Source organism: Levilactobacillus mulengensis, from assembly GCF_003946045.1.
Taxonomy (GTDB): Bacteria; Bacillota; Bacilli; order Lactobacillales; family Lactobacillaceae; genus Levilactobacillus; species Levilactobacillus mulengensis.
On record NZ_RHNW01000007.1, the window covers coordinates 25,904 to 50,115 of the forward strand.

Below are 24,212 nucleotides of genomic sequence, written 5' to 3' on the forward strand. Positions count from 1 at the left end.
TGGTCACTTATCTCGTTAATTATACGCTATTTGCGGCCACAACCCAAACCAATCATGCGTCCGGTTTCTCCATCGCGGCGGGAACATAGAGCCACGCCAATAAAATTAATTTTAAAGCGGCCGCAATCCACAGGACACCTAGGGGCGTGAGGTTGGCTAAACGCGCGCCCACGGCACAGCCGAGAATAAACGTTAGCAATACTAACGCCAATCGATTCTGCTTGGCCCGGGCGGCCTTGTCGCCGTCAAACCAGGCACGGTAGGCGTTGGTGGCCAAATTTTTCGTATTCCCGGTCATGATGCCGTTGTTGATGCCGATGCCGCCGACCTGACGGAAGACGGTCAGCTCATAGCCGGCCATGATGCCCAGTAGAAAAATCAGCCACATCGTTGGGATCACGTGTTGCAGGCTGGCCAGTAACGCGTACGCCACCACGTCCAGTAGCATTAACCACCGCATCTGCTGGCGCTTGTTGGCCTTGCCTAGATGTTCCGTTATCCCCTGGGCGCCAAAACAACCCAGGAAGTAGCCAATCCAAACGGGCACGTTGACCCAGGCGGCGCCCCAGCCATGTTCGACGAGTTTCACGACAAACACGACCAGGTTCCCGGTCTGAGCACTAACAAAGACGGCGCCATGATTCAGAAAGGTGTCCGCGTCAATCATCCCCATGACCAGGGTCGCCCCCAGGGTCAGGATGGTTTCGGTGACGGGCCGATATTGGTGCGAAACTTCTGGCTCCATCCAATCATCTCCTTCCGCTTGCTTGGGATTACTTTGTCAGGTCAAGGACAGTGAAAATGCGTTTGGGTCGTGGTTGCTGGCCGTTCCCGGCGGCGGGTTCAAAACGCCCTGTTGTGGGGTCGGTTCCAGCCTGTGGGGCGGGCTTCCACCTCAACTTTGAGCCTAAGGAACGGTCTCAAAGGTCGTCCCATGGACTAGGCTAGGAAAGACCCCTAGCCAAGACCATCGACACAACCGGGCATTTTGACCCGCCTCTGGTCACTCACCGTGGTATGGTCATTTTCACTATCGCTTGGCGCTGACAAGACGTTTCCCGTTAGCAAACGACTTATTCTTTTCTTTCACTCGTATTAGGGTGAAGTTGTTATTGGGTAAAAAGTCCATTTACAACGTCAATTATAACGCCCCGACAGATTGTCTGGGGATGATTAAACCTATTATTTTTCCCTACACAATAACGGCCGCAAAACTAAAGCAAAAGTGGACCGGTCACCCAACGTACGGGCAACTCAGTCCACTCGATAATTTTTAAATTTATCACAAATACATTCAACCCATCTGCCCACACCGGCGACAACCAATCTCACCGACAAACCACCTTCGCTGCTGGTGACACTAACGTTAGCTGCAGGGCTGGTGAAAACGGGCCAGTCGTGGCAGTGACCAGAGGCGAGCCAAGGCGACCAGCTGTGTCGATGGCCTTGGCTGGGGTTCTTTCCCAGCCTAGTTCCATGGGACAACCTTTGAGACCACCTGATATCACGACTTCCCCCACGCACCAACGACAGTCAATCCCACCGGCAAACTACTTTCACGGCTGGTTACACTAACGTTAGCCGCAGGGCTGGGAAAACTGGGCCAGTCGTGGCAGTGACCAGAGGCGAGCCAAGGTGACCAGCTGTGTCGATGGTCTTAGCTGAGCGATTTTTCTCAGCTTAGAGCATGGGACAACCTTTGAGACCGCACTTCGGCTCAAAGTTGAGGTGGAAGCCCGCCCTTTGGCTGGAACCGGCCCCACAGCAGGGCACCTTGAGCGCGCCGCCGGGAACGGACGCGACCAGGCCCAGTTTTCACCAGCCCGGAGGCGCCACCAACGACAAGTGTTCAAACCAAGCTTAGTGAATGTACTTTGCCAGGTAGGCTTTGACTGTCTTGGTGTAAAGGGCGGGGGCGTGCGACAGTGCCGCCGCATGCTTAGCGCCCGGCACCACCAACAACTCCTTCGGCCCGGCATCGGCGCGGTAGACCTGGTAGACCATCCGCGTTGGCACAAAGGTATCCGCGCCACCGTGAATGAACAGCATCGGCTTGTGGTTCCGTTTGACCGCAGCTAAGGCGTTGGCGTCCTTGAAATGGAACCCGGCCTTGATCCGCGCCACGGTGCTAGTCATTGGCACCAACGGCCAGTACGGAATGTTGTACATCTGCTTGGCCTGATACGTGATTTCCGCCTGGGCATCCGTGTACCCGCAGTCCTCAATGTAGGCCTTCAGCTGGCTCGGCGTCTTCAGCCCACTGGTCATCATGGTCGTGGCGCCCCCCATGGACACCCCGAACAGGACAACTTGGGACTGTTGGCCTTGCTTGGCGATGACCTGGTTGACCCATTTCAAATAGTCCTTGCTCTCGTAATACCCGTAGCTGATGACCTTCCCCTGGCTTTGACCCTGCCCACGGGTATCGGGAATCAGCGTGTTATACCCTAATTTATGAAACATGGCGACGTACCCGCCCATGGCTTCCTTGTCAGACCCGAAGCCGTGAACCAGCACGACCGTCTTCTTGGTGGTCTTGGCGGCCGGCACATAGTCCGCCACTAATTTTAAATTGGCACCGGCAGCCTTTTCGGTCCACCGTTGCTTAGGTACCGTCTGATACCACTTCTTCGCGTCGTACAGTGGATCCGTGCGTTTTAGCTTAGTGCTGGTTGCCACAAACGCCTTCTTGCCGCTGGCCATCGTCATGTTGTAGAAGTACAGGCTAGCACCAACTAAACCGCCACCCACAAGCACTACTAGCACCACGAGGGCAATCAGCCACCCCTTTAGTCGTTTACTCACATTCATTTCCTCCCAATTTCTCAGTTCTCAACGTCCCGCGGATAAATTTCTCCGCAGTCAACGCCTGCCAATCAGCCGCTAATTACCGATGATTCGCGGCTGGTTGGCAGATTTCTCCCTCTGGTAAGTATACGAAGTTCTTTCGGTGAGCGCAATCGTTTTGAAGTTTGCTATAATGGTCACAACTTACATAGGGAGGCCTCGCCATGAAATATGCGTTAAATTGGGATTTAGACTCACTGTTTGCGGGTGGTATCAACTCCACCCAACTGAAAACGAAATTGACCGAAACCAAGACGGCCATTGCGTCGTTGGGCGATCTCTTGGACCGCTGGGACGCCGCGAGCGATGCACCCCAGTACCAACAATTTGTTAAACTCATCACGCAACTACAGGAAATTGGCGCCGCCATTGGCCAAGCCGGCCTGTTCATCACGGCGGTCGGTTCTGCGGACAGCGCGAACCCCGACGTGGCGCCCATGGAGGCCGAACTCCGCGGCTTAGCCAACCAGGCGGAAAATGTTAGTGGCAAGTTGAAAAAGGTGTTGGTCCAAGTGCCCGACGCCAATTTCACAGCCATGTTAGCCACCCCCGACCTGAAACCCATCGCGTTTAACTTAAAAGAAATGCGCGACGACGGCAAGGAACTGCTCGACGACAAGACCGAAGCCCTGATTAGCCGGTTGAACCTTGACGGCAAGGCCGCTTGGAGCAGTCATTACGACTCCCTAGTCTCGACCGTTAACATCCCCTTCCACGACGCCGACGGCAACCCAACGACCCTGTCTGCCGGTCAAGCCGACAACAATCTCCTGGGCAACGCCGACCCCGATTACCGGGCGGCCCTCCTCCCAGCGTGGGAACAGGCCTGGACGGACAAGGAACAACTTTTTGCCGACACGCTGAATCATTTGGCCGGCTTCCGGTTGACCGAATACGCCGCTCATGGCACCACTGATTTTCTCCGCGAACCGTTAAAGGATAACCGGATGAGCGCGGCGACCCTGAACACCATGTGGCAGGTCGTGGACGACAACAAGCAATTTCTGCTGGACTACCTCGACCGCAAGGCGGCTCTGTTAGGCAAGAAACACGCCGGCTGGCAGGACGTGGAAGCGCCACTCAATCTGCCCGGTAGCGCCGAACACCACTTCACCTTTGACGAGGCGGCGGCCTTCATCATCAAGCACTACGGCGAGTTCTCCCCGAAAATGGCGGCGCTGGCTCAACGTGCATTTGAAAATAACTGGATCGAAGCCGAAGACCGTGCTGGCAAGGCGCCCGGCGGCTGGATGGAAAGTGCCCCAGAGACCCACGAGTCCCGCATTTTCATGACCTTCACCGGCTCACCGAACGACGTGGCCACCCTGGCTCACGAACTCGGCCACGCCTTTCATTCCAGCGTCATCGACGACCTGCCCCAACTCCGCCAGGATTACGCGATGAACGTCGCGGAAACAGCCTCGACCTTTGGTGAACTGATTGTCGCCGACGCCAACGTCAAGGCGGCTAAGACCGACGCCGAAAAGATTGCCCTGCTGAACGCCAAGATGGATAACCCGGTGGCGATGTTCCTAAACATCCGCGCCCGTTACCTGTTTGAAACGCGCTTCTACCAGTTACGCCAACAAAAACTGGTCACGCCAGCCGAGTTAAACGAACTGATGCTCAACGCCCAAAAGGAAGCCTTTGGCCACGACCTGTCGACCTACTCGCCACACCTGTGGGCCAGCAAGTTGCATTTCTACATCGACGAACCGGCCTTCTACAACTTCCCCTACGTCTTCGGCTACCTGTTCAGCCTAGGAATCTACGCCAAAGCCCAACAGGAAGGCAACTTCGAGGACCACTACATCGCGCTACTGCGAGACACGGCCAACATGACCAGTGAAGAACTGGCCCAAAAGCACCTGGGCGTCGACCTGACCCAACCAGACTTCTGGCAAGCTGGCGTCAAGTTAATCAAGCGCGACGTCGCAGAGTTCATGCGCCTAACGGATCCATTGGTGAAGTAGAGACTGCGTTAAACTAGTTATCGAAAGCAAAATTTAGTCGCCAAGTATCTAGTAGGTAAAAGCTATCACCCGCACGACAAATGAGAGTGAAGCAACCTGCCAGCTCACCAAAGCCAGCAGAATACCTGTCGGATGGGGTTACGCCGCTGTCAGCCGCAGGGCTGGTGAAAATGGGCTCAGCCGTGGGAGTTGCCTTAGCGGGTCCCCCGCTTAGGCAACTGCTATCTTTGAGACTCGTTTCCCAGAGGCTCAAAGTAAGTCTGGAGACCGCCCTTTGGCTCCAGACGTGCGCCCACAGCGCCACGGCCCAGTTTTCACCAGCCCGGAGGCGCCAACAACGACCAACCCCAGTCAGACAAGTTTCCCTTAAAAACCACAGAGAGTGGTATAATGAGAGTTATCATAGACTGGAAAGAAACGGGTGAGTTGGATGTTTTCAGAACGACTGCGGGCCTTGCGCAGAGGCCAACACATTACACTAGAACAACTGGCAACGGCGCTCAATGCGCAAGCGGGCGAACCGGAAGAGCATGCCAACACAGCGTCACAAATTGGCAACTGGGAACGGGGCATTCGGACCCCTTCCTTCTTGGAAGTCCGGAAGCTTGCGGAATATTTTGACGTGACCATGGACTACTTGACCGGGAAAGCCGAACGAGACGAATACGACCTCGGCCGCCTCTTCCTGTCCGGTAAGCAGTTGAGCTTCAACCGCGAACTGTTAAGTGGCCGTGACCGCTACGAAATTTACCAGTTGATCGACGGTTACCTGCATGGTCGTGAGAACCGCGCCACCACGCCGGAACCGAACCAGCAAGAAGAATTGGATCTTCATTTAGACGACCATTAAGTATCGGGTCGGTTGGTCAGCGAACGCTAATCAGCCGGCCTTTTCTATCGGTGTTACGCACCAGAAAGGACCGTACTCGTGAATCCCAAGAAATTGCAAAAACTCAAGAAAAAGGTCCGTCACGCCCCACTGAGCGAACGGAAAACCAGCTACATTGAACGCATGACGGCCTACTATCACCAATTTAATGACTACCCGTCCATTAAGATTTTAATCAGTAACGTGCTCCTAGCGGACAGGATGTTGGCGGCGGGCGACCTGCCCCAGCAGATGCCCCTGCTCCAACTGCCCGATGACAGCCAGGATCAGATTTTCCAAAAGCTTAACACCCGTTACCCCGCTGGCGATGCGACCGGCGATAAAATTTGGAACGAGCTGTCCGACGCGCTGCCTAAGCTAGACCACGATTTGCGCTCCTTCCGGGATTATTTGGAAACGCACTACGGCATGTGGGCCTACACGCCGGCACCCTTCGTGAGTGACCTGGCCAAGTTTGTCGGCAACCGGGCCGTGCTGGAAGTCATGGCGGGCAACGGCTACATTTCAAAGGGGCTGCGTGACGCGCACAAGACTGTGTACGCCACGGATAGTCAGGCGTGGACCGCGGAAAATGAAACTGGCCGCCATCCCCTGACTGCGATCGAGGCCCTGTCCGCCACGGACGCCTGGCAGAAATATCAGGACCAGGTCGGCGTAGTCGTCATGTCCTGGTCGCCGGACGGCTTGCCGCTGGATTGGGACCTGTTGCAGGCAATTCGCGCCACGAATAAGGACGTGGACTTCGTCGTTCTGGGTGAACCCCACGGCGCCACTGGTTCCGAAGACTTCTGGAACCATGCCCACTTGTTGGAAAATAAGGAAACGCGCGATCTGAACCGCCACTACACCCAGATTGACCTGGTCCAGGACCACGTTTATTTGGTCAAATAGGTGAATCCAACGCCTTCCTGGGCGGCAACTCAGAATCGTCCGTTCTCACAAAATTGTAATATTACATTGCCCCTCAGACTATTTACCCTACCACGAAGTTTTGCTATGATGTGACAAGTTAAGTCATACAGAGAGGAACGCTGTCATGGTAGCATTGGGGAATATCTTATTTTATGGTTTGGGGGGCATCCTGCTGGCCGCGCTCGGCTACGCAGCATTTGCCAGTTACCAAGCACATCGCGACGAATAAAAAATATCGACTGGTCCGTTTGGGACTGGTCGATATTTTTGTAGGCTAATTTTTGAGAATCTCCTCTTTTACTTCTTCAAGTGAATACTCTCGTCCCTGTCTAGCCTCGTGGACCATCTGCACCAACGCAATAGCTACTTCAATTCTACGGTTCTGGGAAGTTTCATCTGATTCTGCCATCAATACTAACCTCTCCTCGTATTCAGCTAAGACTATCAAACTGCCGTCGTAAATAATCACCGTGTACAGACTAATTTTAACAGGGAAAAATAAACATCTGTTACCGCTTCCTGGTGAAAATGAACCAGCGCGGTCAGTGTCGGTGACCAGAGGTGGATCAAAGTGCCCAGCTGTGTCGGTGGACTTGGTTGGGGTTCTGTCCCAACCTAGACCACGGGACGACTTTTGAGACCGTCCTTTGGCTCAAAAGCGAGGTGGAAGCCCGCTCCTCAGGCTGGAACCGTGCCCCACAGCAGGGCACTTTGAATCCGCCGCCGGGAACGCCACCGCAACCTGGTCGCATTTTCACCCGTGGTATTCGGCCCAGGTGAGGACCAGGGTCAACACCAACATCAGCCCCACTGCCACCGCATGCCAGCGCTTATTCCCCACGAAAATCGCCATGTACTCACGCAAAATAGCATTCGGCAGGAAGAATTTCGCGGTGTGCGCACCAATTCCGTTGGCCTTGAGACCGGCTTTGCGGGCAATCATCCCCGCACGGAACGTATGGTAGCCGTTGGTCACGAAGGTCACCCGGGGCTGAACAGTCCCCCGGTCAGCAATAATTTTCTTGGAAAAGACCATGTTCTCGTAGGTGGTCTTCGACTGATCCTCGGCAATCGCCTGTTCAGGTGGCAAGCCATGGTCAATAGCGTATTGGCACATAGCCACCCCTTCCGGCATCGTTTCGTCACCACCCTGGCCGCCGGAGAAGATAATCACGGGACCTTGGCCAATCTTACGTAATTGCTTGCGGTAAAATTTCAAAGCGCGATTGATTCGTTGGCCCAGCAGTGGGGAAACCTCGTTGCCATTTAACAGGCCCGCTCCCAGCACGATTAAATAATCTTGCTTATACCGGGGATGATTAAATTGATAAATCACCAGCATCGTCAGATAATTGTAGAACCAAAATAGGACGTAGAAAATCATCATTGCCGCAAAGAGACCGATACCGGAAGCCACTGGCATAGGCAGATAACGCGTCATTAGCGATGTCAGAAACGGCGCCAGGAGAATGGCAATACCGAGAAATAACGTGAGCATGTTAGCCAGCGTGTGGCTCTCCCGTTTCCAAACAATCCAGGCATTCCACAGCAACAGGAATGCTTGGAGGGCAAAGACCACCCCAATCAGTAACAGCAAAATCACGAACAAGGCAATGCTAATGACGATCAACCATTTGTTATTGGTCCCCAGAATCGTCATCGCCAGTAGCGCTAAAAACGAATAGAAAAAGAGCGAAAACCAAATACCATTGCCCAATCGGCGTTTCTCAATTCGGTAACTAATGGCAAAGACCCCGCCAAAGAACAGCGGAATCAGCCAGCCTAAATAAAAATAGGCCGGAATATTAAATAATTCATCTTGCATGTTGTTAAACCCCTCTAAAACAATTTGTCGCTGTCATCCGACGTTCGAACCGCCATCAAGATAAGCTCGCCTAACGTAAAGAGCAACGAGATTGGTGGCCAAACAAAAATCAGGCCCAGCACGATGACCCAGACCAGCCAAAACCACACGTTGGCGTGAATCCGGTAAGCCGGCATGCACTGAATCTTCCGCGCAATCTCCGGATGCCGTTTTCGATTGACCCGCATCACCGTGTAGGATAATGCGGCATAGGCCAGTGTCCAGAAGGTGAAGATGATGAAATAAAACAGCTCCGGCTGCACGTCCATAATAAAGCGCCCGGCCCAGGCCGTGGACACTGGCAGCATCGCCATTACCAAGATCCAGAGATTGTTGACCCAGTAGAGACTCTTGGTCACCCGCTTGGTCAGCGCAAACATGTAGTGATGATTGTACCAGGCCACGCCAATAAATAAGAAGCTAATCAAGTAAGCCACTAAATAGCTCCACTCGCTAGCCAACGCCGCAAACGTCGGCTCCTCTGGTGTTTTGAACTCCAACACCATAATCGTTAACACAATGGCCACCACGGCATCCGTGAAGGCCGCCACCCGTCCTTTATCCATTTAGTAAGTCCCCTCAAAATTCAAGATAGTTTTAGGATAGCACAGTTCTGCACTAGCGGGGGCTTGGTTTTCTCGACAAAAAAGCCGTCCACAAAGGACGACTTTCAGGTAGGTCTGCACAGCATCTACAGCGGAGGTGTATGGTTACTTACTGTGTGGGGCCTTGGGATGCAACACTGCGGCCTTTTTGGGGATGGTTTGGTCGCGACCCAGGTACATCTGATAGTACGGTGGGACGGCGTTGACCAGCTTCAACAGCTTGGCCGTCAGTACTGGTAATTGGGCCGGATCAACCTGTGGCAAATCGGCAGCGGTCACGTCACCGGTGATGCCTTGGAAGCGCTTGATTCGTTGCAGCAGGTAGCGGACGTCGTAACGTGAAGGGTTGACCTCGATTGGCCGTTTGTCAAAGTTAAGCAGCTTGTAAACGGCTTCTAACCCGGTCCGAACGGAGGTTTCAACCGTGAAGACCACGTCATCGTCAATTTCCACGAACTGCCCGAGCAGGCCAAGGTTGGTGCAGCCTTCTGGGACTCCCAGTGGCCGGTCGCCGGCTTGCCGTGGCATGAACTGACTGGTACAGTACGGCATCATGGTCGTCGACATGTAGGTGTGGGCCAGTACCTCGTCCTTGATGTCTAACATGCCCAAGTGGTACAGCAGTTCCGTCAAAATTTCATCGCCGGTGCAATCCCACATACGTTTCTTAATATAATTCCCTTCATTTTCGCCATACAGGCCATAACCCCAACCCACTTCTTCATCGGCGGCTTGGTAGGGGAAGAATGGCTTGTGGTGAATTTCAAAGGAAAGATCCCAGTTGGAATCCTTGAACGTCATGAGGCCACCGGTCCCGGCTGGACTGCCAGAGAGTTCCTCGATGCGCTTGAAGAATTCCGGATAGTTCTTGACCGTTGGGAAGAAGGAAATCCACTTGGTCTGGTCAATCTGTCCCAGGAACTTTTCGGGATGGCCAAACTTGGCGTCCTTCTTGGCCAGGTTCTGCCAGATGGTAAACGTCCCCATGTCCTGCATGTCGCAGTTGGTCTCGGCCACCGTGTGATTGTCGCCAAACGTACTGTTTTCACTGATAGACCCCGTGGTGACGAAGACCAGGTCTTGCCGTTGTACAGCCACGCTGACAGCGCTACCATTTTGAGTCGCAATAATTTCATCGACCGTGTTGTTGGCATCGGAGAAGCCCAGGTCGGTCACGTTGAAGTTGTTTTCAAAGTGGACCCCCTGGTCAATCAGCCAGCGTTCGATTGGTAAAATGATAGCATCGTATTCGTTGTATTTGGTGTGGACGAACCCCTCCAGATATTCGTGCCGGGAAATAAAGGTGAACCGTTGCCAGTAACGCCGGCATTCAATGGCACTGTGGTAGTGCTTGAAGGCCAATTGACTGTGGAAGCAGGTCCAGAAATTGGTTTTAAAGAAATCCTTGTCAAAAAATTCATCGATCCGCTTGTTGGCTAATTCTTCTTCCGTGGAATTGATAATCGTTTCCATGGCGGCCGCATATTCGGGTTTCATTTTATAATCATGGTAATGACTGTCGATTTCACCCTGGTTCACGATGACCCGCGCCTCGCTGTGAATGGGTTCATCGCGGTTGAAGTCGACCACGTCATCTAGCACCGTGCGCCCAGGATTCTCGAGCGATGGAATCTTGCTGCACAGGTACCACAAACATTCCATGTAGGGTTCCAGCTCCCGTTCGGCCCGACACAGATAACCTTGATTGCCCTTGGTGCCGTCCATGGAGCCGCCCATCACCGGCTTCTTTTCATAAATGGTGACGTTCCGGGCAGGCATCTGCGCGTCGTCAATAAGAAAGACCGCGGTGGCTAACCCAGCAATCCCACCACCAACAATGTTGGCCCGACGGTCGTCGATGCCAGCGGGTTTGAGTGGATGATACATCGTCTGATAGATATTCATGAAGATGACCTTCTTTGTTTGGGATTAGGTGCTTGTCTTTAAGATAAGGCCCACCCGCCAACAAGACAATTGACAAAAAAAGAGAACCGTCAAAATTTTGACAGCTCCCCGATTTTGTCAATTATTCGGCATAGTTCTGTAAGGCCTTCTGAAAATCCCCTTGCACCAACACGCCCGTTTGTTCGACGATGTCGGCTGGGTCCTCTCGCATCCCATCCTTGACCCACTCGAAAATGAGCGCAATAAAGGCCAGGCTGTAAAAATGGGCAATGAAATCCTTGTGCTTCTGAGCGACCCGTATCCCCGCCGCCTGGCGCTCAACCACAGCGATAATGTACTGATACAGCACCGTATATATGTATTTTTCTAAAAGGTCGCGGTAGGCTGACTCGTAGGTGTTCTGCACGAGATACCGGTTCTCCTTAATCGTGGTCATCACGTTACAGAATCCCTGTTGCCAGTTGTCATAGTCCGCCACGTTTTGTAGTGACTCGGCGGTCGCCTGCTTAGCGGTCCACTCAACCAGTTCGTAAATGTCACTGAAATGGTTATAAAAGGTCTGCCGCGTCAGGTCACAGGCCGTCACGATGGATTTGATGGTAATCTTATCAACCGGCGTTGTCCGGAGCTGCGTCAACAGTGCCGCCGACAATTCTTGTTTCGTATTCTTTGCCATATGTCAGTGCCCCTCACCAATGTGCTGGGCTAAGTATAGCAAGCCGCCCTCAACGAATTCAAGGGGGAAGTCATTAACAATAATTCAATAGTCTAAATATTATTAGTCGTGCGTTCTGTCCGTAAACCAGGCTTCCACTTGGCGCCGCGTCGCTAACCGCTCAACGGGTAACCTCCGAGTGGCTTCACGTAACTCTAAATCAATCTCCTGTTGTAAGTCGAACGGCAAGGCCCCTTCGGCAACGACCTTTTCAAAAAATAGCGTTACTGCATGGGTCGAATCTATCCCCAACTTTTTAAATACGGCATCAGCTTGATCAGCCAATTGTCGATCCATTGCGACTTGAATCTCTTTTTTCTCTTGCTTAGGAGCATGCATGCAGAAATCCCCTTTCGTTTGCCTTGATCATACAAGCTACCATACAAAATTGCTGAAATTAATACTTGCCTTGCACAAAAAACGTAAGCACCAAAAAACAAATGAAACTAGCAGTTGACTTCGCAAATTTGACGCAAAAAAAACGCCCAACCAGTACAAGACTGATTGGACGTTTTTCACACAGCGTTCGGTTTCCCGAACGGATCCATCTCGGAATCCACATTCCCTCAAGATCAGACACGTCACAATACGGTGACATATGTGCCCTGCTGACAAATTCACCTAGCCGCTTGTGCGGACGCTCCTTGCAAGCAAGGGACGCGTGATTTCTCGACTCATCGCATAGAAACTATACTAGCACACTTAGTCGCAAAAGACAAGGCTACTTCTTCGTCGTGGTCTTCCGCGTCGTTGCCCGTTTCGTCGTAGTCCGCTTGGTTGCGGGCTTCTTGGCAGCGGTCGTGCGCTTAGTGGTTGCCTTGCGCGTCGCCTTCTTAGCGGCTGGCTTTTTAGTCGTCGTTTTCTTAGCTGCCGGCTTAGTGACGTCCGCATTGGGTACGTCGGTAGCGGCTTCGTTGGTCGCCGCTGCCTGGAGCTTTTCAATCTGAAGGCCTAACCAGTCATGGAGGCTTTGGTCAGCGACTTTAGCCTGATCCACGTAGGTCGTCGCAGGCGCCAAAGCGTCGATGCGTAGACCAGAAACGTTGATATCTGGCGTTTCGATAACGGCATACACGTTTAGGTCGGCCTCGTCCGTGGTTTCCATAATTTTACCAATCGTTTTACTATCTTGCATTGGCAAATTGATGACACTCATCTCCAACCGCACGGAAACGTCCGTGTCGGTCACGTTGAGCGTAGCTTGGGCCAGTTGATCCTGACCAATTTGTTCGCGGATGAAGGCTGTTAAGGGGGCCATGGTGCCATCCGGATCCTTGAAAAAGTCTTTTTCGGTGGTGTCCGCCGTGAAATGTTGAATTTCATCGGCTGCGACCGCGTCAATAAATGCTTGAATTTCTCGTTTCATGCCTTACACCTCTATTTTTTCGCAGCGAACCGCTTGGCGTCCGCAATTTTTTGTTGCCGGAGCCGTAACCGTAATGCCAGGACCAGCCAGTAGCCATTGGCGACGATTAATGCCAAGCCAAATGCCGACATCAACATCTTAATCATGACGCTGGCGCCGCTGTCCATCCACATGTTAATGATCACACTAACCGGTGACAACGTGTACAGCGCAATGACCAATCCCATGAAGTAGAAGGATGGCTTCCAGTTCAGCGCGGCTAACACGATTGGCACAGCGTAGAGCACGAACGCAATCAGCGTTGTGTGCCAGAACTCGGCCATGGTCATTTGCACGTTGGGTGAGTCAACGAAGGGCCGGGACATTAGAAAATTTAAAGCAATAAAGCCGACCATGGAAATGATGGCCCAGGCAATCACGTTACGATCTTTCATTTTAAAATAAACTCCTCAATAAATTCCTAAAATAAAAGACGCAGTCAAACCGACCACGTCTTAGTCAATTCCATTCTATTCTAACTTATTCCCGGCGGAAAATCAGCTAATCGCCGAAAACTAACGGGAATCTAATCAACCAGCAAGTCTAAAACATCTTTGGTATCAATCCCATTGAAGTAGAGTTGCGTGTTGACGCTGTTCAAAACCTGTCCGACGTTTTCACGGTCGTAACGGACGCCGGCTAACTTGTCAGCCAATTCCGTTGCGTCAGAAGGACCGAAGAAGTCACCGTAGAACTTGATGTTCTTGATCTTCCCGTTTTCAACTAATAACCGGGCATCAATCGTGCCGGCCGTAAAGTGTTGACGCTTCTTAACCGTGAATTCTGGAGAATTGCCGTAAACCCAATCCCAGTTGCTGTAGTAGTCTTTGTAAATCTTTTCGATAGCAGCCTTTTCGCTGTCTTCGATGACAACTTCTTTGTCTTTGATGGCATCCGGGCTATCCACGTGGAACAATTCCTTTAATAAGGTGTCGCGGAATTCTGGGACCGTTAAGTTTTGATATTCAGGGGCTAAGTAAGGTTTTAAGTTCGTGACCCGTGAACGGACGGACTTGATGCCCTTAGACTTCATCTTGTCGGCTGGGACGTTTAAGGCATGCGCAATCACGTCTTGGTCCACGTCCAGCATCAAGGTACCGTGGGAGAAGGTCTTGCCGCTGTGCGAGTACATCGCGTTACCGGAGAACTTCTTGCCGTCGACTAAAATGTCATTCCGGCCAGAAACTTCGGTAGTCGTGGCGCCCATTTCATGTAAAGCATCGACGACGGGTTGAACGAAGGACTTGAAGTCCCCGAATTCTTCGCTATCGCTATCAACCACGAAGCTAAAGCAAAGGTTCCCGAGGTCTTGGTAGACAGCACCGCCACCCGATAACCGACGGGTAACCGTGATGTTGTTTTCTTCAACGTACTTTTGGTTGATCTCTTCCAGTGTGTTTTGGTTACGACCAACGATGATGCAAGGTCCTTCATAGTAGAACAAGACTAGCGGTTCATCGAACTTTTTGTTGTTCATCAAGTATTGTTCCGTTGCTAAATTCTGACGAATATCGTGTGATTTCATGGCATACCAATACATAACCTAAAAACCCCTTTCAAATTAACCAACCCGGGGCAGTCCCATACGGTAACTTTCCCGGTTACTTTAAATCATAGCACGAGTTGTAACCGATTACAATTTAGCTTATAAAGTGGAAAGAATTTTTGAAACTTTGTCGCTAGTGGCGGTGATGAGCCCTGCTTGGCCGGGAATTTCACGAAATTTTTTCGGTGACATTGGGTTGGTGAAAGTGGGACGGTTGGAATCTAAATAACTTTCTGCGGTGATGCGAGTTCAGGGGGAGATGGGCACTGGAGTCGCGCTCCGCAAGGCAGGTCCCTGCGCTTAGAAAGGCTTGGAACTCCTGCCCGGCTTGGTGATTACTGACTGCATTTGCTTAGTGCGTTCAATTGGCTCTCACCACTCAGTCCCTAATCTGGCAGCCTTCGAAACGTGTTCCGCAGGGCAGCCGGTTCCGCTTAACACCGAAACGAAAGCGACCCAGATTCGGGGTCATTCCCGTTTCGCCGTTAATGCTCGCCAGCTAACCGCCCTGCTCCACACTCTTATACAAAAAAATCGTCCAGGTTCACCCCGGGCGATCTCCGACGACATTAATGGTGGCCGTGGCCGCCATTCCTTATCTACATCTATATTATACCTGCTTTGCTTACCAAAAGGCAGCAATCTGCTCACTGATTAAAGCCCTAGTCGTGGTTAATCAGCTTGCGGAAGAAACCGTGCTGGTGCAGGTCTTCCTTCAGGTCGGTCATCGTAAATTGATGGTAAAATTTGCGATAGTCTTCGTCAGCTAACGTAAACAAGTCCGTCAATGTTTGCGAAATGTTCGCAGAAATATCCGTATTATCGCTGGCCTTTGTCCCCTTGGAGTCACCCGTAATAAACCGCGCATAGCTGATGGTCGGCGGAATCGTCAGATCGTACAGCTCACCCACGTTGATTTCGGCAAGATCACGAATCAGTTGATACCCCCCGTTCTTACCAACAGAGCCTTCAATGTAGCCCTGCTTGTGCAAAACGGACAGGATATTTCGAATCATGACCGCATTCAGTTGTAAGGATGTTGCCAACTCCCGGCTCGCAATTTTTCGGGGACGATTTTCGTCCAGGTAAAGCAAGCTGTGGACTGCAACAGAAAAGTCTAATCTCATCGTTCAGCCATCGCTTTCAAAAATTCTGTAGTTATTACTGGTATCATACCACACCTTGTGAAGTGGAATGAAGGTATAAACCAAAATGCTAAGAACTTTCTCATTCAGAATATACATGCATATTTTTTCAATAGAGTGTATAGGTTAATCCTATTAATTAGTGGTTTGGCAGGCGGATTATCCAACTATTTGGTTTTAGGTTAAATTTTTTATCATTTTATGAATAGTCTGCGATGATTGATATAGCAAAGTTTGTGAGGATTCTATGAAGATTTCATGGCCGGATTATTTAAATTTGGGGTTGTAAATGAGAATTTGATTAACTATAATCAAACACAATTATTGTTAAGGACCGAATTGAATACGAAAAGACGTTTATTCACCGGGCTTTATTCAAAAATGAGAGATATATTAGAATTAATACATTGGGGAGGGATTTCCGTGGAAACCGCATCAAACTTTTTGAACATCAAAGACGTCAGCACGGCTTTCAAGATTAATGGCCAATTCTACGACGCCATCTCCCACATTAACCTCCAAGTTCATCATGACGAGATTCTCGCCATCGTTGGTGAATCAGGTTGTGGCAAAAGTACGTTAGCCACCACGATCATGGGTCTACATGATCCAGCCGAAACGAAAATTTCCGGCGAAATTGATTTTGAAGGTACCAACCTTCTTAAGCTCGATGATGATGGCTACAACGACTTCCGAGGCGCTAAGATTGGGATGATCTTCCAAGATCCATTATCCGCTTTGAATCCACTGAAGCGCATTGAAGATCAAATTAGTGAAGTTATGGATTACCATACTTCCCTATCTAAGGAAGAAAAGCACGAACGGGTTTTACAACTACTCGATGAAGTTGGGATTGTGAACCCCAAGCGGACTGCTCATCAATTTCCTCATGAACTTTCCGGTGGGATGCGGCAACGGGTCATCATCGCGATTGCCATTGCCTGCAAGCCAGACTTAATCATTGCCGACGAACCCACAACCGCCTTAGACGTGACCATCCAAGCACAGATTCTGGATGTTCTCCGCGATATTCAAAAGGAAAACCACGCGGGCATCATCCTCATCACTCATGACTTGGGTGTCGTTGCTGAAACGGCCGACAGAGTCGCTGTGATGTACGCGGGTCAAATCGTTGAGGAAGGCACTGCAGAACAAGTCTTCAACACACCAGAGCACCCCTACACGCGTTCTCTCCTGCGGTCAATGCCTCAGCGAGACAACGAAAACGATGACCTCTATGTCATCAAGGGCAACGTCCCTTCTCTTCAGAAGATGCCTAGCACCGGCGATCGGTTTGCCCCACGGATTCCCTGGGTGCCAGCCAGTGCCCACGAAGAAAATCCTACCATGCATGAGGTTGCGCCGGGCCACGAAGTTCGTTGCACCTGCTACAAGGAATTTTCATTTCCAGATCAGAAGGGGAGCGTGACCGCATGAGCTTAATTGAAATCAAAGATCTGAAAGTCCACTACCCAATTCGGACCGGCTTCTGGAACCGCATTACCGATTCCGTCCGGGCCGTTGATGGCATCACCTTCAACATTGAGGCCGGAGAAACTTACGGTTTGGTTGGTGAATCTGGTTCCGGCAAATCAACGACTGGAAAATCAGTCGTTGGCCTGGAAAAAGTCACGAGTGGTTCCATTATGTACAAGGGCGTTGACATCACCAAGAAAGCCAACCGGACCAAGTTGGACTACAACCAAGACGTCCAAATGATTTTCCAAGATTCTCTTTCCAGTTTGAATCCCCGGAAACGAATTGAAGATATCATTGCTGAACCACTTCGTAACTTCGAGCACCTCAGCAAGGACGACGAAAAATTACGCGTTCTCCAACTCCTTGATATTGTTGGATTGGATGCTGATGCGCTGTACAAGTACCCTCACCAATTCTCTGGTGGGCAACGGCAACGGATTGGGGTTGCTCGGGCCGTCGCCACGAACCCGAAGTTAATCATCGCTGACGAACCTGTTTCAGCCTTGGACCTGTCCGTTCAAGCACAAGTTTTAAACTTTATGAAAAAGATTCAACGTGAATTTGGGATTTCCTACCTGTTTATCTCCCATGACTTGGGGGTTGTTCGGCACATGTGCAATAACATTGCCATCATGAACCGCGGTCGCTTAGTTGAAATTGGCACGCGAGAGGATATCTACAACCACCCGTTACATATCTACACGAAACGGCTACTGGCTGCCATCCCCGAAACGAACGTTAACCAACGGGCGGCTCACCGTGCTTCCCGGCTGGCCGTTGAAAAAATCTACCAAGAACAGCAAAGCAAATACTATGACGAAAACGGAGAAGCCTTTCCGTTGATTCAGGTCAGCCCCACCCATGCGGTGGCCTTGCCTGAAAACATCGCCAAACAACTTGCCAGCCAGGAAGGGGAGGTGCAGGCCTAATGTGGAAAACAATTCTCCGTCGTTTCTTAATTATGATTCCAGAAGTTATTATCCTAAGTATCCTGGTCTTCCTCCTCGCTAAGGCGATGCCTGGTGACCCATTTACCGGGTCGATCAACCCTAAGGCTGACCCCCAACAGATTCACCATTTGATGAAGATCAACGGGCTGTATGACCCTTGGTACCAACAATATTGGCAATGGGTTGTCCACTTGTTCCACGGTAATTTAGGGAACAGCTATCAATACCAAGAACCCGTAACCCGTTTGATTGCTGGTCGGGCCGGTAACACCTTATGGTTGGCCCTCTTCACCATGATCTTAACTTACGCATTCGCCTTACCAATGGGTGTCTTCGCCGGTCGGCATGAAGGTAAATTACCTGATACCATCATCCGGGTCTACACCTACGTGACCTACTGCATCCCTTTCTTCGTTATCTTAGTTATTGGGATTTGGATCTTCGGTTACGTCTTTGGTTGGTTCCCAACGACCGGGTCAATCTCGGCCGAAGCAAGCGGGAGTGGCTGGCTACAGACAATTGGCAGTCGGTTCTACCACATTCTCTTGCCAGGTATCTTAGGGGCCTTGTTCGGGACCGTTAACATCGTCCAGTACTTGCGTTCCGAAGTGATTGACGCTAAGGGCTCTGACTACGTGCGGACCGCACGTTCCAAAGGGGTTCCTAGCAAGGATATCTACCGTCACCATATCTTCAGAAATTCCCTGTTACCTATCGCCGCGTTCGCTGGTTACTCCATCACCGGGTTACTGAACGGTTCTATCTTTACCGAAACCGTCTTCTCTTATCCTGGGATGGGCCTGTTGTTCGTGAACTCGATTAGTTACCGGGACTACACGGTTATCACCGCGTTGGTCCTCATTTACGGGATTTTAAACTTAATTGGGACGTTGTTGTCAGACATTATCTTGAGTATTGTCGATCCACGAATTCGGATTGAATAAGGAGGCTAAACAGAATGGCAGAAAATTTTGAACAACACTCAGACGTTTCCGCAGCTGATTTGGCCCGTTTAACACAGGAAGCGCAGGCTGAAGCCACGCCTTCCACGGCTAAAATTATTTGGAGCGAATTCAAGGCCGACAAACCGGCTATGGCTGCACTCTTCATTATTGTTGGTTTCATTCTCTTCGTTATGATTGGGGCCTTATTCATCAACACCCCTAAAATGATGGAGACAAACATCATGGGTTACTTCAACCAGCCGTTTACATCGGATTACTGGTTGGGCGCTGACTCTGGTGGTCGTTCCGTTGCCAAACAGTTGATTGTGGGCTCCCGTAACTCTATCGGGATTGCTATTGGATTAACCATTATCTCCTCTACCTTTGGGATTTGCTGGGGCTTGATTTCCGGTTACTTCAACGGCTACATCGACTGGGGCATGCAACGGGTTTACGACTTCATGATGATGTTACCTATGACCATGATGATCATTGTTCTGGTAACCATCATCCCCCACTACAACTCCGTAACTTTGACGTTGATCTTCTCCATCTTCTACTGGGAAGGGACGTCACGGCTGATTCGTTCACGGACCTTAGCCGAATCGGAAAAGGATTACGTCTCTGCCTCCAGAACTTCTGGGACCAATCACTGGAAGATTATCTTCCGCGAAATCATGCCGAACATCTCGTCATTGATTATCGTTGACTGTACGTTATCCTTCGCCGAAAACATCGGGGTTGAAACCGGGCTTTCCTACCTGGGCTTCGGACTACCAAGCCAGACGCCTTCCCTAGGGACCATGATTGCTAACGCTAACGACCCGAACAACATCACTCAATACTGGTGGACTTGGTTACCCGCTGCGTTAGAAATTATCATTCTTTGTTTATCAATTAGCTACGTCGGTCAAGTCCTTCGTCGTGCTGCGGATGCTTCGCAACGACAAGGGGCCGCCGACTAGATGAAATTTAACCCATTTGAGGAGATGGTGCCACTCAATGTCACACGTTCATCTGTTGCGTTACCGCTTTACCGATTGATTCTGAGGGGAACCAATTGGCGTTAAAATGAGGATTTTAAAAACAAGGGGGAAACATAGCATGGATAAGAAAAAACTCGCATTGTCAGCGATGGCAGTCTTAGCGACTGTTAGCCTCGCTGCATGTTCCAGCAACAAGAGTTCATCCAGCAAGAGCGGGACGGCTGCTTCGGTTAAGCTCTCACCAGCTTATAACAACACGAAAGCAACCGACAAGACCGCCACGAAGAACAGTACATTGAAGGTCGCAGAACCAAACGACTCACCATTCCAAGGGATTTCTGATCCCGTCTTAGCTACCAACTCTGAAGATGCCGACGTCTTCGCACCTGGTGGTTCTGACAGTCTTTGGAAAGTTGACAAGAACTACAAGATCGTCGATGGTGGGCTGGCTAACCAAAAGATCAACCGGAAGGCTAAGACTGTCACCGTTACGTTACGGAGCGATGCTAAGTGGTCTAACGGCGCTAAGGTTACCGCTAAGGACATTGAATACGCCTACGAAGTTATCGCTAACCCAAAGACGACTTCTCAACAATACTCTGCTGACTTTAACCACATCAAAGGGATGGCTGCCTACCACACTGGTAAGTCCAAGACCATTTCCGGGATCACCTATCCCGATGGTCAAAAGGGCCGGACTGCTGTCATTCACTTAGACAGCGTGACCCCAGCCATGAAGTACTCTGGGAACTCCTTCATCTGGGGAACCGTTGAACCTTACGAATACATCAAGAACGTCCCAATTGCTAAGTTAGCTTCATCCAGTCAAGTTCGGAAGGCCCCACTCTTCACGGGTGCTTACAAGCTGGATAAGGTCGTTGAAGGTGAATCAACCACTTGGTCACCAAACAAGTACTACTACGGTAAGACACCACAAATCAAGCACATCAGCATCAACGTGGTTTCTTCTAACAACATCGACAAGGCCATCCAATCTGGCAAGTACGACTTCACCGTTCCTGGTTCCATTATGCATGGGACTGACTACAAGCAATTGAAGAACGTGAAGAACTACAAGTTAGTTGGTCAACCTGCCCTTTCTTATGATTACTTTGGTTTCAACGTTGGTCACTACGACACGAAGACTCAAAAGAATGTCATGGACAAGAACAGCAAGATGGCTAACAAGAGTTTGCGTCAAGCAATGATGTACGCCTTAAACCAAGACGCCGTTACGAAGAAGTTTGGTTACGGGGTTACTTGGCGTGCCAACACCCTGATTCCACCAATCTTCGACAAGTACTACGACGCTAGTGCTAAGGGTTACCCACTGAACATCAAGAAGGCTAACAAGTTACTGACTGACGCCGGTTACAAGAAGCGTAACGGTAGCAAGTGGCGTTCAGATCCTAATGGCAAGAAGTTAACCATCTACTTCGGTGCCATGACTGGGACCTCAGCTCAAGCTGCTGAATACCAAGACTACCTGCAACAATGGCACAAGGTTGGCTTGGATGTACAATTCACTGGTGGTAAGACGATGGAAATGAACAGCTTCTACTCCACGTTACAATCACCAAAGCAAAGCAAGATTGACGTTTACGCCGCTGCCTGGGGCTTATCATCAGAACCAACTCCTACGCAACTGTACGGTGAAGACGCAACCTACAACATGGGTCACTTCGTTTCCAAGAAGAACACTGAACTCATGAACAAGATGAACAACAACAAGGCTTGGAACGATGCTTACCGGACCAAGGCCTTCAAGGAATGGCAAGAATACATGAACGACCAAGCCGCCGTTGCTCCTGGTTCCTTCTCTTACAACTGGGGTCCAGTGAACAAGCGGGTTAAGGGCTTTGACATGGGTCCTAAGAACAACGAGTTCTGGAGCAGTTTGAGTTTGACTTCTTCAAGCTTAAAGTAATCTTCTAGAATCAGTTGGGCTATTCACTCAGATGAACCGTCGAATCTTTCGGGATTCGGCGGTTTTTGTGTGTCACCAGATACAGGTAGACCGCCACCAGGCTCCCCGTTCCCGCAATTGTCAGGAACGGCAGCATGAGCATAAATTCCATGGCAAAGACGCCCGAATAGCTCCACGGTACTGCCGTCAGGGAGAGAATGCCGTGAGTGATTAGCCCTAGAACCGGAACAACACACGGAACAATGCTAGGTAGTCGGCGAAAATACAGCCCTACAATCAGCTGAAGGGTCCCGACGCTCACTAGGAGTAACCAGATAACGCCCAATCCCCGTAACGCCGTGGCCCCGCCATATGCCAGAGCTGTCATCGTTGCGGTGTCTACCGTCAATGGATTGGTCCAGGGTAATTGCAGCAATAGAAATAACCCACCGCCCAGCAAGACCAAATAGCCAGCACTAATCAGTGCGACCAAGCTTAACCGCGTCATTGGTGACAACGACGCTTCTCGATTACTGAGCGTCGTACTCAAAATCAAGCCAGGCAACATCACCGCTAACGTATCCAAGCCACCCAAGGCCGCCACATGATATTTAAGCTGAAAGCCCGCTGCTATCAATGTCAGCAGTAACGCCATCACCAGAACCCACAGTCGTAGATAGTGCTGTCCCGCGAACTGCCACATTTCTTTTCTCAACATCCCTGCATCCCCTTTTCACTTGCGTCGGTGGCGAAACTGCCAGACCATACCACTCAGAAAAATCAGCACCAGGCCGACCTTCACAAAGGTCCAAATCGCATCGGTCCACGCTAACTCTGATCCTCCCGTCATCGGTCATTCCCCCTCAATTTCTTAACTCTTTATAGGTGCGACTATACGTGATTCGCTTTCGTTTGCCAAGGGTTAAAAGCTTGTTCTGACAGCGTTTATAACGATTATTGTACTTAATGAAGGCCGCTAACCTTATCTTTAGCTACTTAAAATCAGGTGACTTCACTTGTCCCCATATTTATTTCGTTATCATTGGTTTGACGACTTCCCTAACGGCCTGGTTTTACTTGCCTCAGCACCTATTTTGGACGATACTAAGCGCCAATTTCAATGAGAAGGTGATTGCCATGAATGCCATTCACTCCCCCGGCTGGGAACAGGTCCAACAAGCAGCCGTCACCAATCTCCGACGGGCCCACCATCACCTCTGGACAAACGTTGCCGCCTACCTGGGACTCTTCTTGGTGGAATATTTTTGCGCCCAGATTGGCCACTCTCAGGTCTTACGAGCCGATGCCTTCAATAACCTGTCTGGAATTTTTTCGACCGGCCTGTTAATGACTGGCCTGTACATTGCGGCCAAAACGGATGACGATGACATGTGGGGCGCCCCCATTTCTCCCGAAGAACAACACGCTATTGGCCCGCGAATTCAGCAGTCGCGCTTTCGTTTCGAGACCATCTATACGCTGATTGCGGGACTCGTGATGGTCGTAATCGCTGCGGGCGTCGTCTACCAGGCCGCCATGGTTCTGATTCAACGACCGACCTATCACCTGGAAGCTGGCCTTACCGTTATGGGTGCGGGCATTTCTAGTCTGATTCTGTTTTTTCTCTGGGCGACCAATCACCATTGGGCCCGTGTGCTCAGTAATTCCGCCCTCGCAGCGGCCGCCCGTGATTCCTGGACCGACGCACTGACCAGTCTCGTGACGGTCCTGACGATTCTCGGCATCGCTTGGCTCCATGCCACCTGGATTGACGGCGTTGCCAGTCTAATTTTGGGCCTCTACATCCTGGGGACCGGTGTAAAAATTTTTCGCAACAGTACGCTGAATCTAGTTGACTACTTTGACCCCGCCTTGGAAAAAGCCTATCGTACTCAAATCGCACAGATGCCCGACGTCCAGTCCGTTGTCTTCCTCAAGGCCTACTACGATGGCAATTTGATTATGGTCAGCGTCACCATCGCCGTGAACCCGCAAATGACGGCGGCCACTATCTACGACTTGACCCGCAAAATTAACATTTTAATGAAACAGCGGTTTAACGTCGCTGCGACTGCATTGATGGTCATTCCGGCTAATCGGCTTTAACGGCCAGTCCCGTCAGAATTTTTTACTTTCTGCAA

General features: G+C 50.7%; 22 protein-coding genes. 9 read left to right on the top strand and 13 right to left on the bottom strand.

The window, feature by feature from the left end; genetic code table 11:
* Positions 1-52: 52 nt before the first annotated feature.
* Together EKM84_RS07870 and EKM84_RS07875 are read right to left on the bottom strand one after the other, a co-directional pair.
* On the bottom strand, positions 53-745 hold the full coding sequence (locus tag EKM84_RS07870) for a YoaK family protein (protein ID WP_125765217.1): 693 nt from the start codon (positions 743-745) through the stop codon (positions 53-55).
* A gap of 1,115 nt (positions 746-1,860) precedes the next feature.
* Positions 1,861-2,811 carry an alpha/beta hydrolase gene (locus EKM84_RS07875; protein WP_404819572.1) on the bottom strand — a complete coding sequence of 317 codons (951 nt, stop codon included), beginning with the start codon at positions 2,809-2,811 and terminating at the stop codon, positions 1,861-1,863.
* Between the two features lie 200 nt (positions 2,812-3,011).
* On the opposite strand from EKM84_RS07875, the gene EKM84_RS07880 reads away from it, so the two are divergent.
* From EKM84_RS07880 to EKM84_RS07890, 3 genes are all read left to right on the top strand, one after another.
* On the top strand, positions 3,012-4,820 hold the full coding sequence (locus EKM84_RS07880) for a M3 family oligoendopeptidase (RefSeq protein ID WP_125765219.1): 1,809 nt from the start codon (positions 3,012-3,014) through the stop codon (positions 4,818-4,820).
* Between the two features lie 430 nt (positions 4,821-5,250).
* Positions 5,251-5,670, top strand: a complete 420-nt coding sequence (locus EKM84_RS07885; RefSeq protein ID WP_125765220.1) for a helix-turn-helix domain-containing protein — start codon at positions 5,251-5,253, stop codon at positions 5,668-5,670.
* 78 nt (positions 5,671-5,748) lie between these two features.
* A complete protein-coding gene (locus tag EKM84_RS07890; protein WP_125765221.1) occupies positions 5,749-6,600 on the top strand; it encodes an SAM-dependent methyltransferase in 852 nt (283 codons plus the stop codon).
* A gap of 295 nt (positions 6,601-6,895) precedes the next feature.
* On the opposite strand, the gene EKM84_RS14430 is transcribed toward EKM84_RS07890, so the two are convergent.
* The 10 genes from EKM84_RS14430 to EKM84_RS07935 all read right to left on the bottom strand — a co-directional run bounded on the left by EKM84_RS14430 (position 6,896) and on the right by EKM84_RS07935 (position 15,788).
* Positions 6,896-7,030, bottom strand: coding sequence for a hypothetical protein (locus EKM84_RS14430; protein ID WP_263853627.1), 135 nt, complete (start codon positions 7,028-7,030; stop codon positions 6,896-6,898).
* A gap of 345 nt (positions 7,031-7,375) precedes the next feature.
* Positions 7,376-8,446 (bottom strand): YdcF family protein, encoded by a 1,071-nt coding sequence (locus tag EKM84_RS07895; protein ID WP_125765222.1) that lies wholly within the window; start codon positions 8,444-8,446, stop codon positions 7,376-7,378.
* Between the two features lie 14 nt (positions 8,447-8,460).
* Entirely contained in the window at positions 8,461-9,051 is a 591-nt protein-coding gene (locus tag EKM84_RS07900; protein WP_125765223.1) for a TMEM175 family protein, read from the bottom strand.
* Between the two features lie 144 nt (positions 9,052-9,195).
* On the bottom strand, positions 9,196-10,995 hold the full coding sequence (locus EKM84_RS07905) for an oleate hydratase (RefSeq protein ID WP_125765224.1): 1,800 nt from the start codon (positions 10,993-10,995) through the stop codon (positions 9,196-9,198).
* Between the two features lie 121 nt (positions 10,996-11,116).
* Complete coding sequence (locus EKM84_RS07910) at positions 11,117-11,671, bottom strand: TetR-like C-terminal domain-containing protein (protein WP_125765225.1); 555 nt, start codon at positions 11,669-11,671, stop codon at positions 11,117-11,119.
* A 102-nt stretch (positions 11,672-11,773) separates the two neighbouring features.
* Positions 11,774-12,049, bottom strand: coding sequence for a type II toxin-antitoxin system RelB/DinJ family antitoxin (locus EKM84_RS07915; RefSeq protein ID WP_125765226.1), 276 nt, complete (start codon positions 12,047-12,049; stop codon positions 11,774-11,776).
* Positions 12,050-12,431: 382 nt separating this feature from the next.
* A complete protein-coding gene (locus EKM84_RS07920) occupies positions 12,432-13,076 on the bottom strand; it encodes a hypothetical protein (RefSeq protein ID WP_225418171.1) in 645 nt (214 codons plus the stop codon).
* Between the two features lie 11 nt (positions 13,077-13,087).
* Positions 13,088-13,510 (bottom strand): hypothetical protein, encoded by a 423-nt coding sequence (locus EKM84_RS07925; protein WP_125765227.1) that lies wholly within the window; start codon positions 13,508-13,510, stop codon positions 13,088-13,090.
* A 131-nt stretch (positions 13,511-13,641) separates the two neighbouring features.
* Complete coding sequence (locus EKM84_RS07930) at positions 13,642-14,655, bottom strand: lipoate--protein ligase (RefSeq protein ID WP_125765228.1); 1,014 nt, start codon at positions 14,653-14,655, stop codon at positions 13,642-13,644.
* A gap of 668 nt (positions 14,656-15,323) precedes the next feature.
* Positions 15,324-15,788, bottom strand: a complete 465-nt coding sequence (locus EKM84_RS07935; protein WP_125765229.1) for an Rrf2 family transcriptional regulator — start codon at positions 15,786-15,788, stop codon at positions 15,324-15,326.
* 441 nt (positions 15,789-16,229) lie between these two features.
* Between EKM84_RS07935 and EKM84_RS07940 the strand changes: the two genes are divergently transcribed.
* The 5 genes from EKM84_RS07940 (at position 16,230) to EKM84_RS07960 (ending at position 22,092) form a co-directional block, all read left to right on the top strand.
* Positions 16,230-17,243, top strand: coding sequence for an ABC transporter ATP-binding protein (locus EKM84_RS07940; protein WP_191988075.1), 1,014 nt, complete (start codon positions 16,230-16,232; stop codon positions 17,241-17,243).
* Entirely contained in the window at positions 17,240-18,214 is a 975-nt protein-coding gene (locus EKM84_RS07945) for an ATP-binding cassette domain-containing protein (RefSeq protein ID WP_125765230.1), read from the top strand. Before EKM84_RS07940 ends, EKM84_RS07945 begins: the two co-directional genes overlap by 4 nt.
* Complete coding sequence (locus EKM84_RS07950; protein ID WP_125765231.1) at positions 18,214-19,179, top strand: ABC transporter permease; 966 nt, start codon at positions 18,214-18,216, stop codon at positions 19,177-19,179. Before EKM84_RS07945 ends, EKM84_RS07950 begins: the two co-directional genes overlap by 1 nt.
* A gap of 14 nt (positions 19,180-19,193) precedes the next feature.
* Entirely contained in the window at positions 19,194-20,144 is a 951-nt protein-coding gene (locus EKM84_RS07955; RefSeq protein ID WP_125765232.1) for an ABC transporter permease, read from the top strand.
* Positions 20,145-20,283: 139 nt separating this feature from the next.
* Positions 20,284-22,092 carry an oligopeptide ABC transporter substrate-binding protein gene (locus EKM84_RS07960; RefSeq protein WP_125765233.1) on the top strand — a complete coding sequence of 603 codons (1,809 nt, stop codon included), beginning with the start codon at positions 20,284-20,286 and terminating at the stop codon, positions 22,090-22,092.
* A gap of 19 nt (positions 22,093-22,111) precedes the next feature.
* Here the strand turns inward: EKM84_RS07960 and EKM84_RS07965 are convergent, their stop codons facing one another.
* Positions 22,112-22,789: a hypothetical protein gene (locus tag EKM84_RS07965; protein WP_125765234.1), complete on the bottom strand. Its 678-nt coding sequence runs from the start codon at positions 22,787-22,789 to the stop codon at positions 22,112-22,114.
* 419 nt (positions 22,790-23,208) lie between these two features.
* Between EKM84_RS07965 and EKM84_RS07970 the strand changes: the two genes are divergently transcribed.
* The gene (locus EKM84_RS07970) at positions 23,209-24,177 is read left to right on the top strand and encodes a cation diffusion facilitator family transporter (protein ID WP_125765235.1); all 969 of its coding nucleotides are present in this window, start codon (positions 23,209-23,211) and stop codon (positions 24,175-24,177) included.
* Positions 24,178-24,212: the final 35 nt, after the last annotated feature.

Excerpts from the sequence above, each read along its gene's own strand:
- EKM84_RS07870 (WP_125765217.1), bottom strand. The coding sequence starts at position 745 with ATGGAGCCAGAAGTTTCGCACCAATATCGGCCCGTCACCGAAACCATC.
- EKM84_RS07875 (WP_404819572.1), bottom strand. The coding sequence starts at position 2,811 with ATGAATGTGAGTAAACGACTAAAGGGGTGGCTGATTGCCCTCGTGGTG.
- EKM84_RS07880 (WP_125765219.1), top strand. The coding sequence starts at position 3,012 with ATGAAATATGCGTTAAATTGGGATTTAGACTCACTGTTTGCGGGTGGT.
- EKM84_RS07885 (WP_125765220.1), top strand. The coding sequence starts at position 5,251 with ATGTTTTCAGAACGACTGCGGGCCTTGCGCAGAGGCCAACACATTACA.
- EKM84_RS14430 (WP_263853627.1), bottom strand. The coding sequence starts at position 7,030 with ATGGCAGAATCAGATGAAACTTCCCAGAACCGTAGAATTGAAGTAGCT.
- EKM84_RS07895 (WP_125765222.1), bottom strand. The coding sequence starts at position 8,446 with ATGCAAGATGAATTATTTAATATTCCGGCCTATTTTTATTTAGGCTGG.
- EKM84_RS07900 (WP_125765223.1), bottom strand. The coding sequence starts at position 9,051 with ATGGATAAAGGACGGGTGGCGGCCTTCACGGATGCCGTGGTGGCCATT.
- EKM84_RS07905 (WP_125765224.1), bottom strand. The coding sequence starts at position 10,995 with ATGAATATCTATCAGACGATGTATCATCCACTCAAACCCGCTGGCATC.
- EKM84_RS07910 (WP_125765225.1), bottom strand. The coding sequence starts at position 11,671 with ATGGCAAAGAATACGAAACAAGAATTGTCGGCGGCACTGTTGACGCAG.
- EKM84_RS07915 (WP_125765226.1), bottom strand. The coding sequence starts at position 12,049 with ATGCATGCTCCTAAGCAAGAGAAAAAAGAGATTCAAGTCGCAATGGAT.
- EKM84_RS07920 (WP_225418171.1), bottom strand. The coding sequence starts at position 13,076 with ATGAAACGAGAAATTCAAGCATTTATTGACGCGGTCGCAGCCGATGAA.
- EKM84_RS07925 (WP_125765227.1), bottom strand. The coding sequence starts at position 13,510 with ATGAAAGATCGTAACGTGATTGCCTGGGCCATCATTTCCATGGTCGGC.
- EKM84_RS07930 (WP_125765228.1), bottom strand. The coding sequence starts at position 14,655 with ATGTATTGGTATGCCATGAAATCACACGATATTCGTCAGAATTTAGCA.
- EKM84_RS07935 (WP_125765229.1), bottom strand. The coding sequence starts at position 15,788 with ATGAGATTAGACTTTTCTGTTGCAGTCCACAGCTTGCTTTACCTGGAC.
- EKM84_RS07945 (WP_125765230.1), top strand. The coding sequence starts at position 17,240 with ATGAGCTTAATTGAAATCAAAGATCTGAAAGTCCACTACCCAATTCGG.
- EKM84_RS07950 (WP_125765231.1), top strand. The coding sequence starts at position 18,214 with ATGTGGAAAACAATTCTCCGTCGTTTCTTAATTATGATTCCAGAAGTT.
- EKM84_RS07955 (WP_125765232.1), top strand. The coding sequence starts at position 19,194 with ATGGCAGAAAATTTTGAACAACACTCAGACGTTTCCGCAGCTGATTTG.
- EKM84_RS07960 (WP_125765233.1), top strand. The coding sequence starts at position 20,284 with ATGGATAAGAAAAAACTCGCATTGTCAGCGATGGCAGTCTTAGCGACT.
- EKM84_RS07965 (WP_125765234.1), bottom strand. The coding sequence starts at position 22,789 with ATGTTGAGAAAAGAAATGTGGCAGTTCGCGGGACAGCACTATCTACGA.
- EKM84_RS07970 (WP_125765235.1), top strand. The coding sequence starts at position 23,209 with ATGAATGCCATTCACTCCCCCGGCTGGGAACAGGTCCAACAAGCAGCC.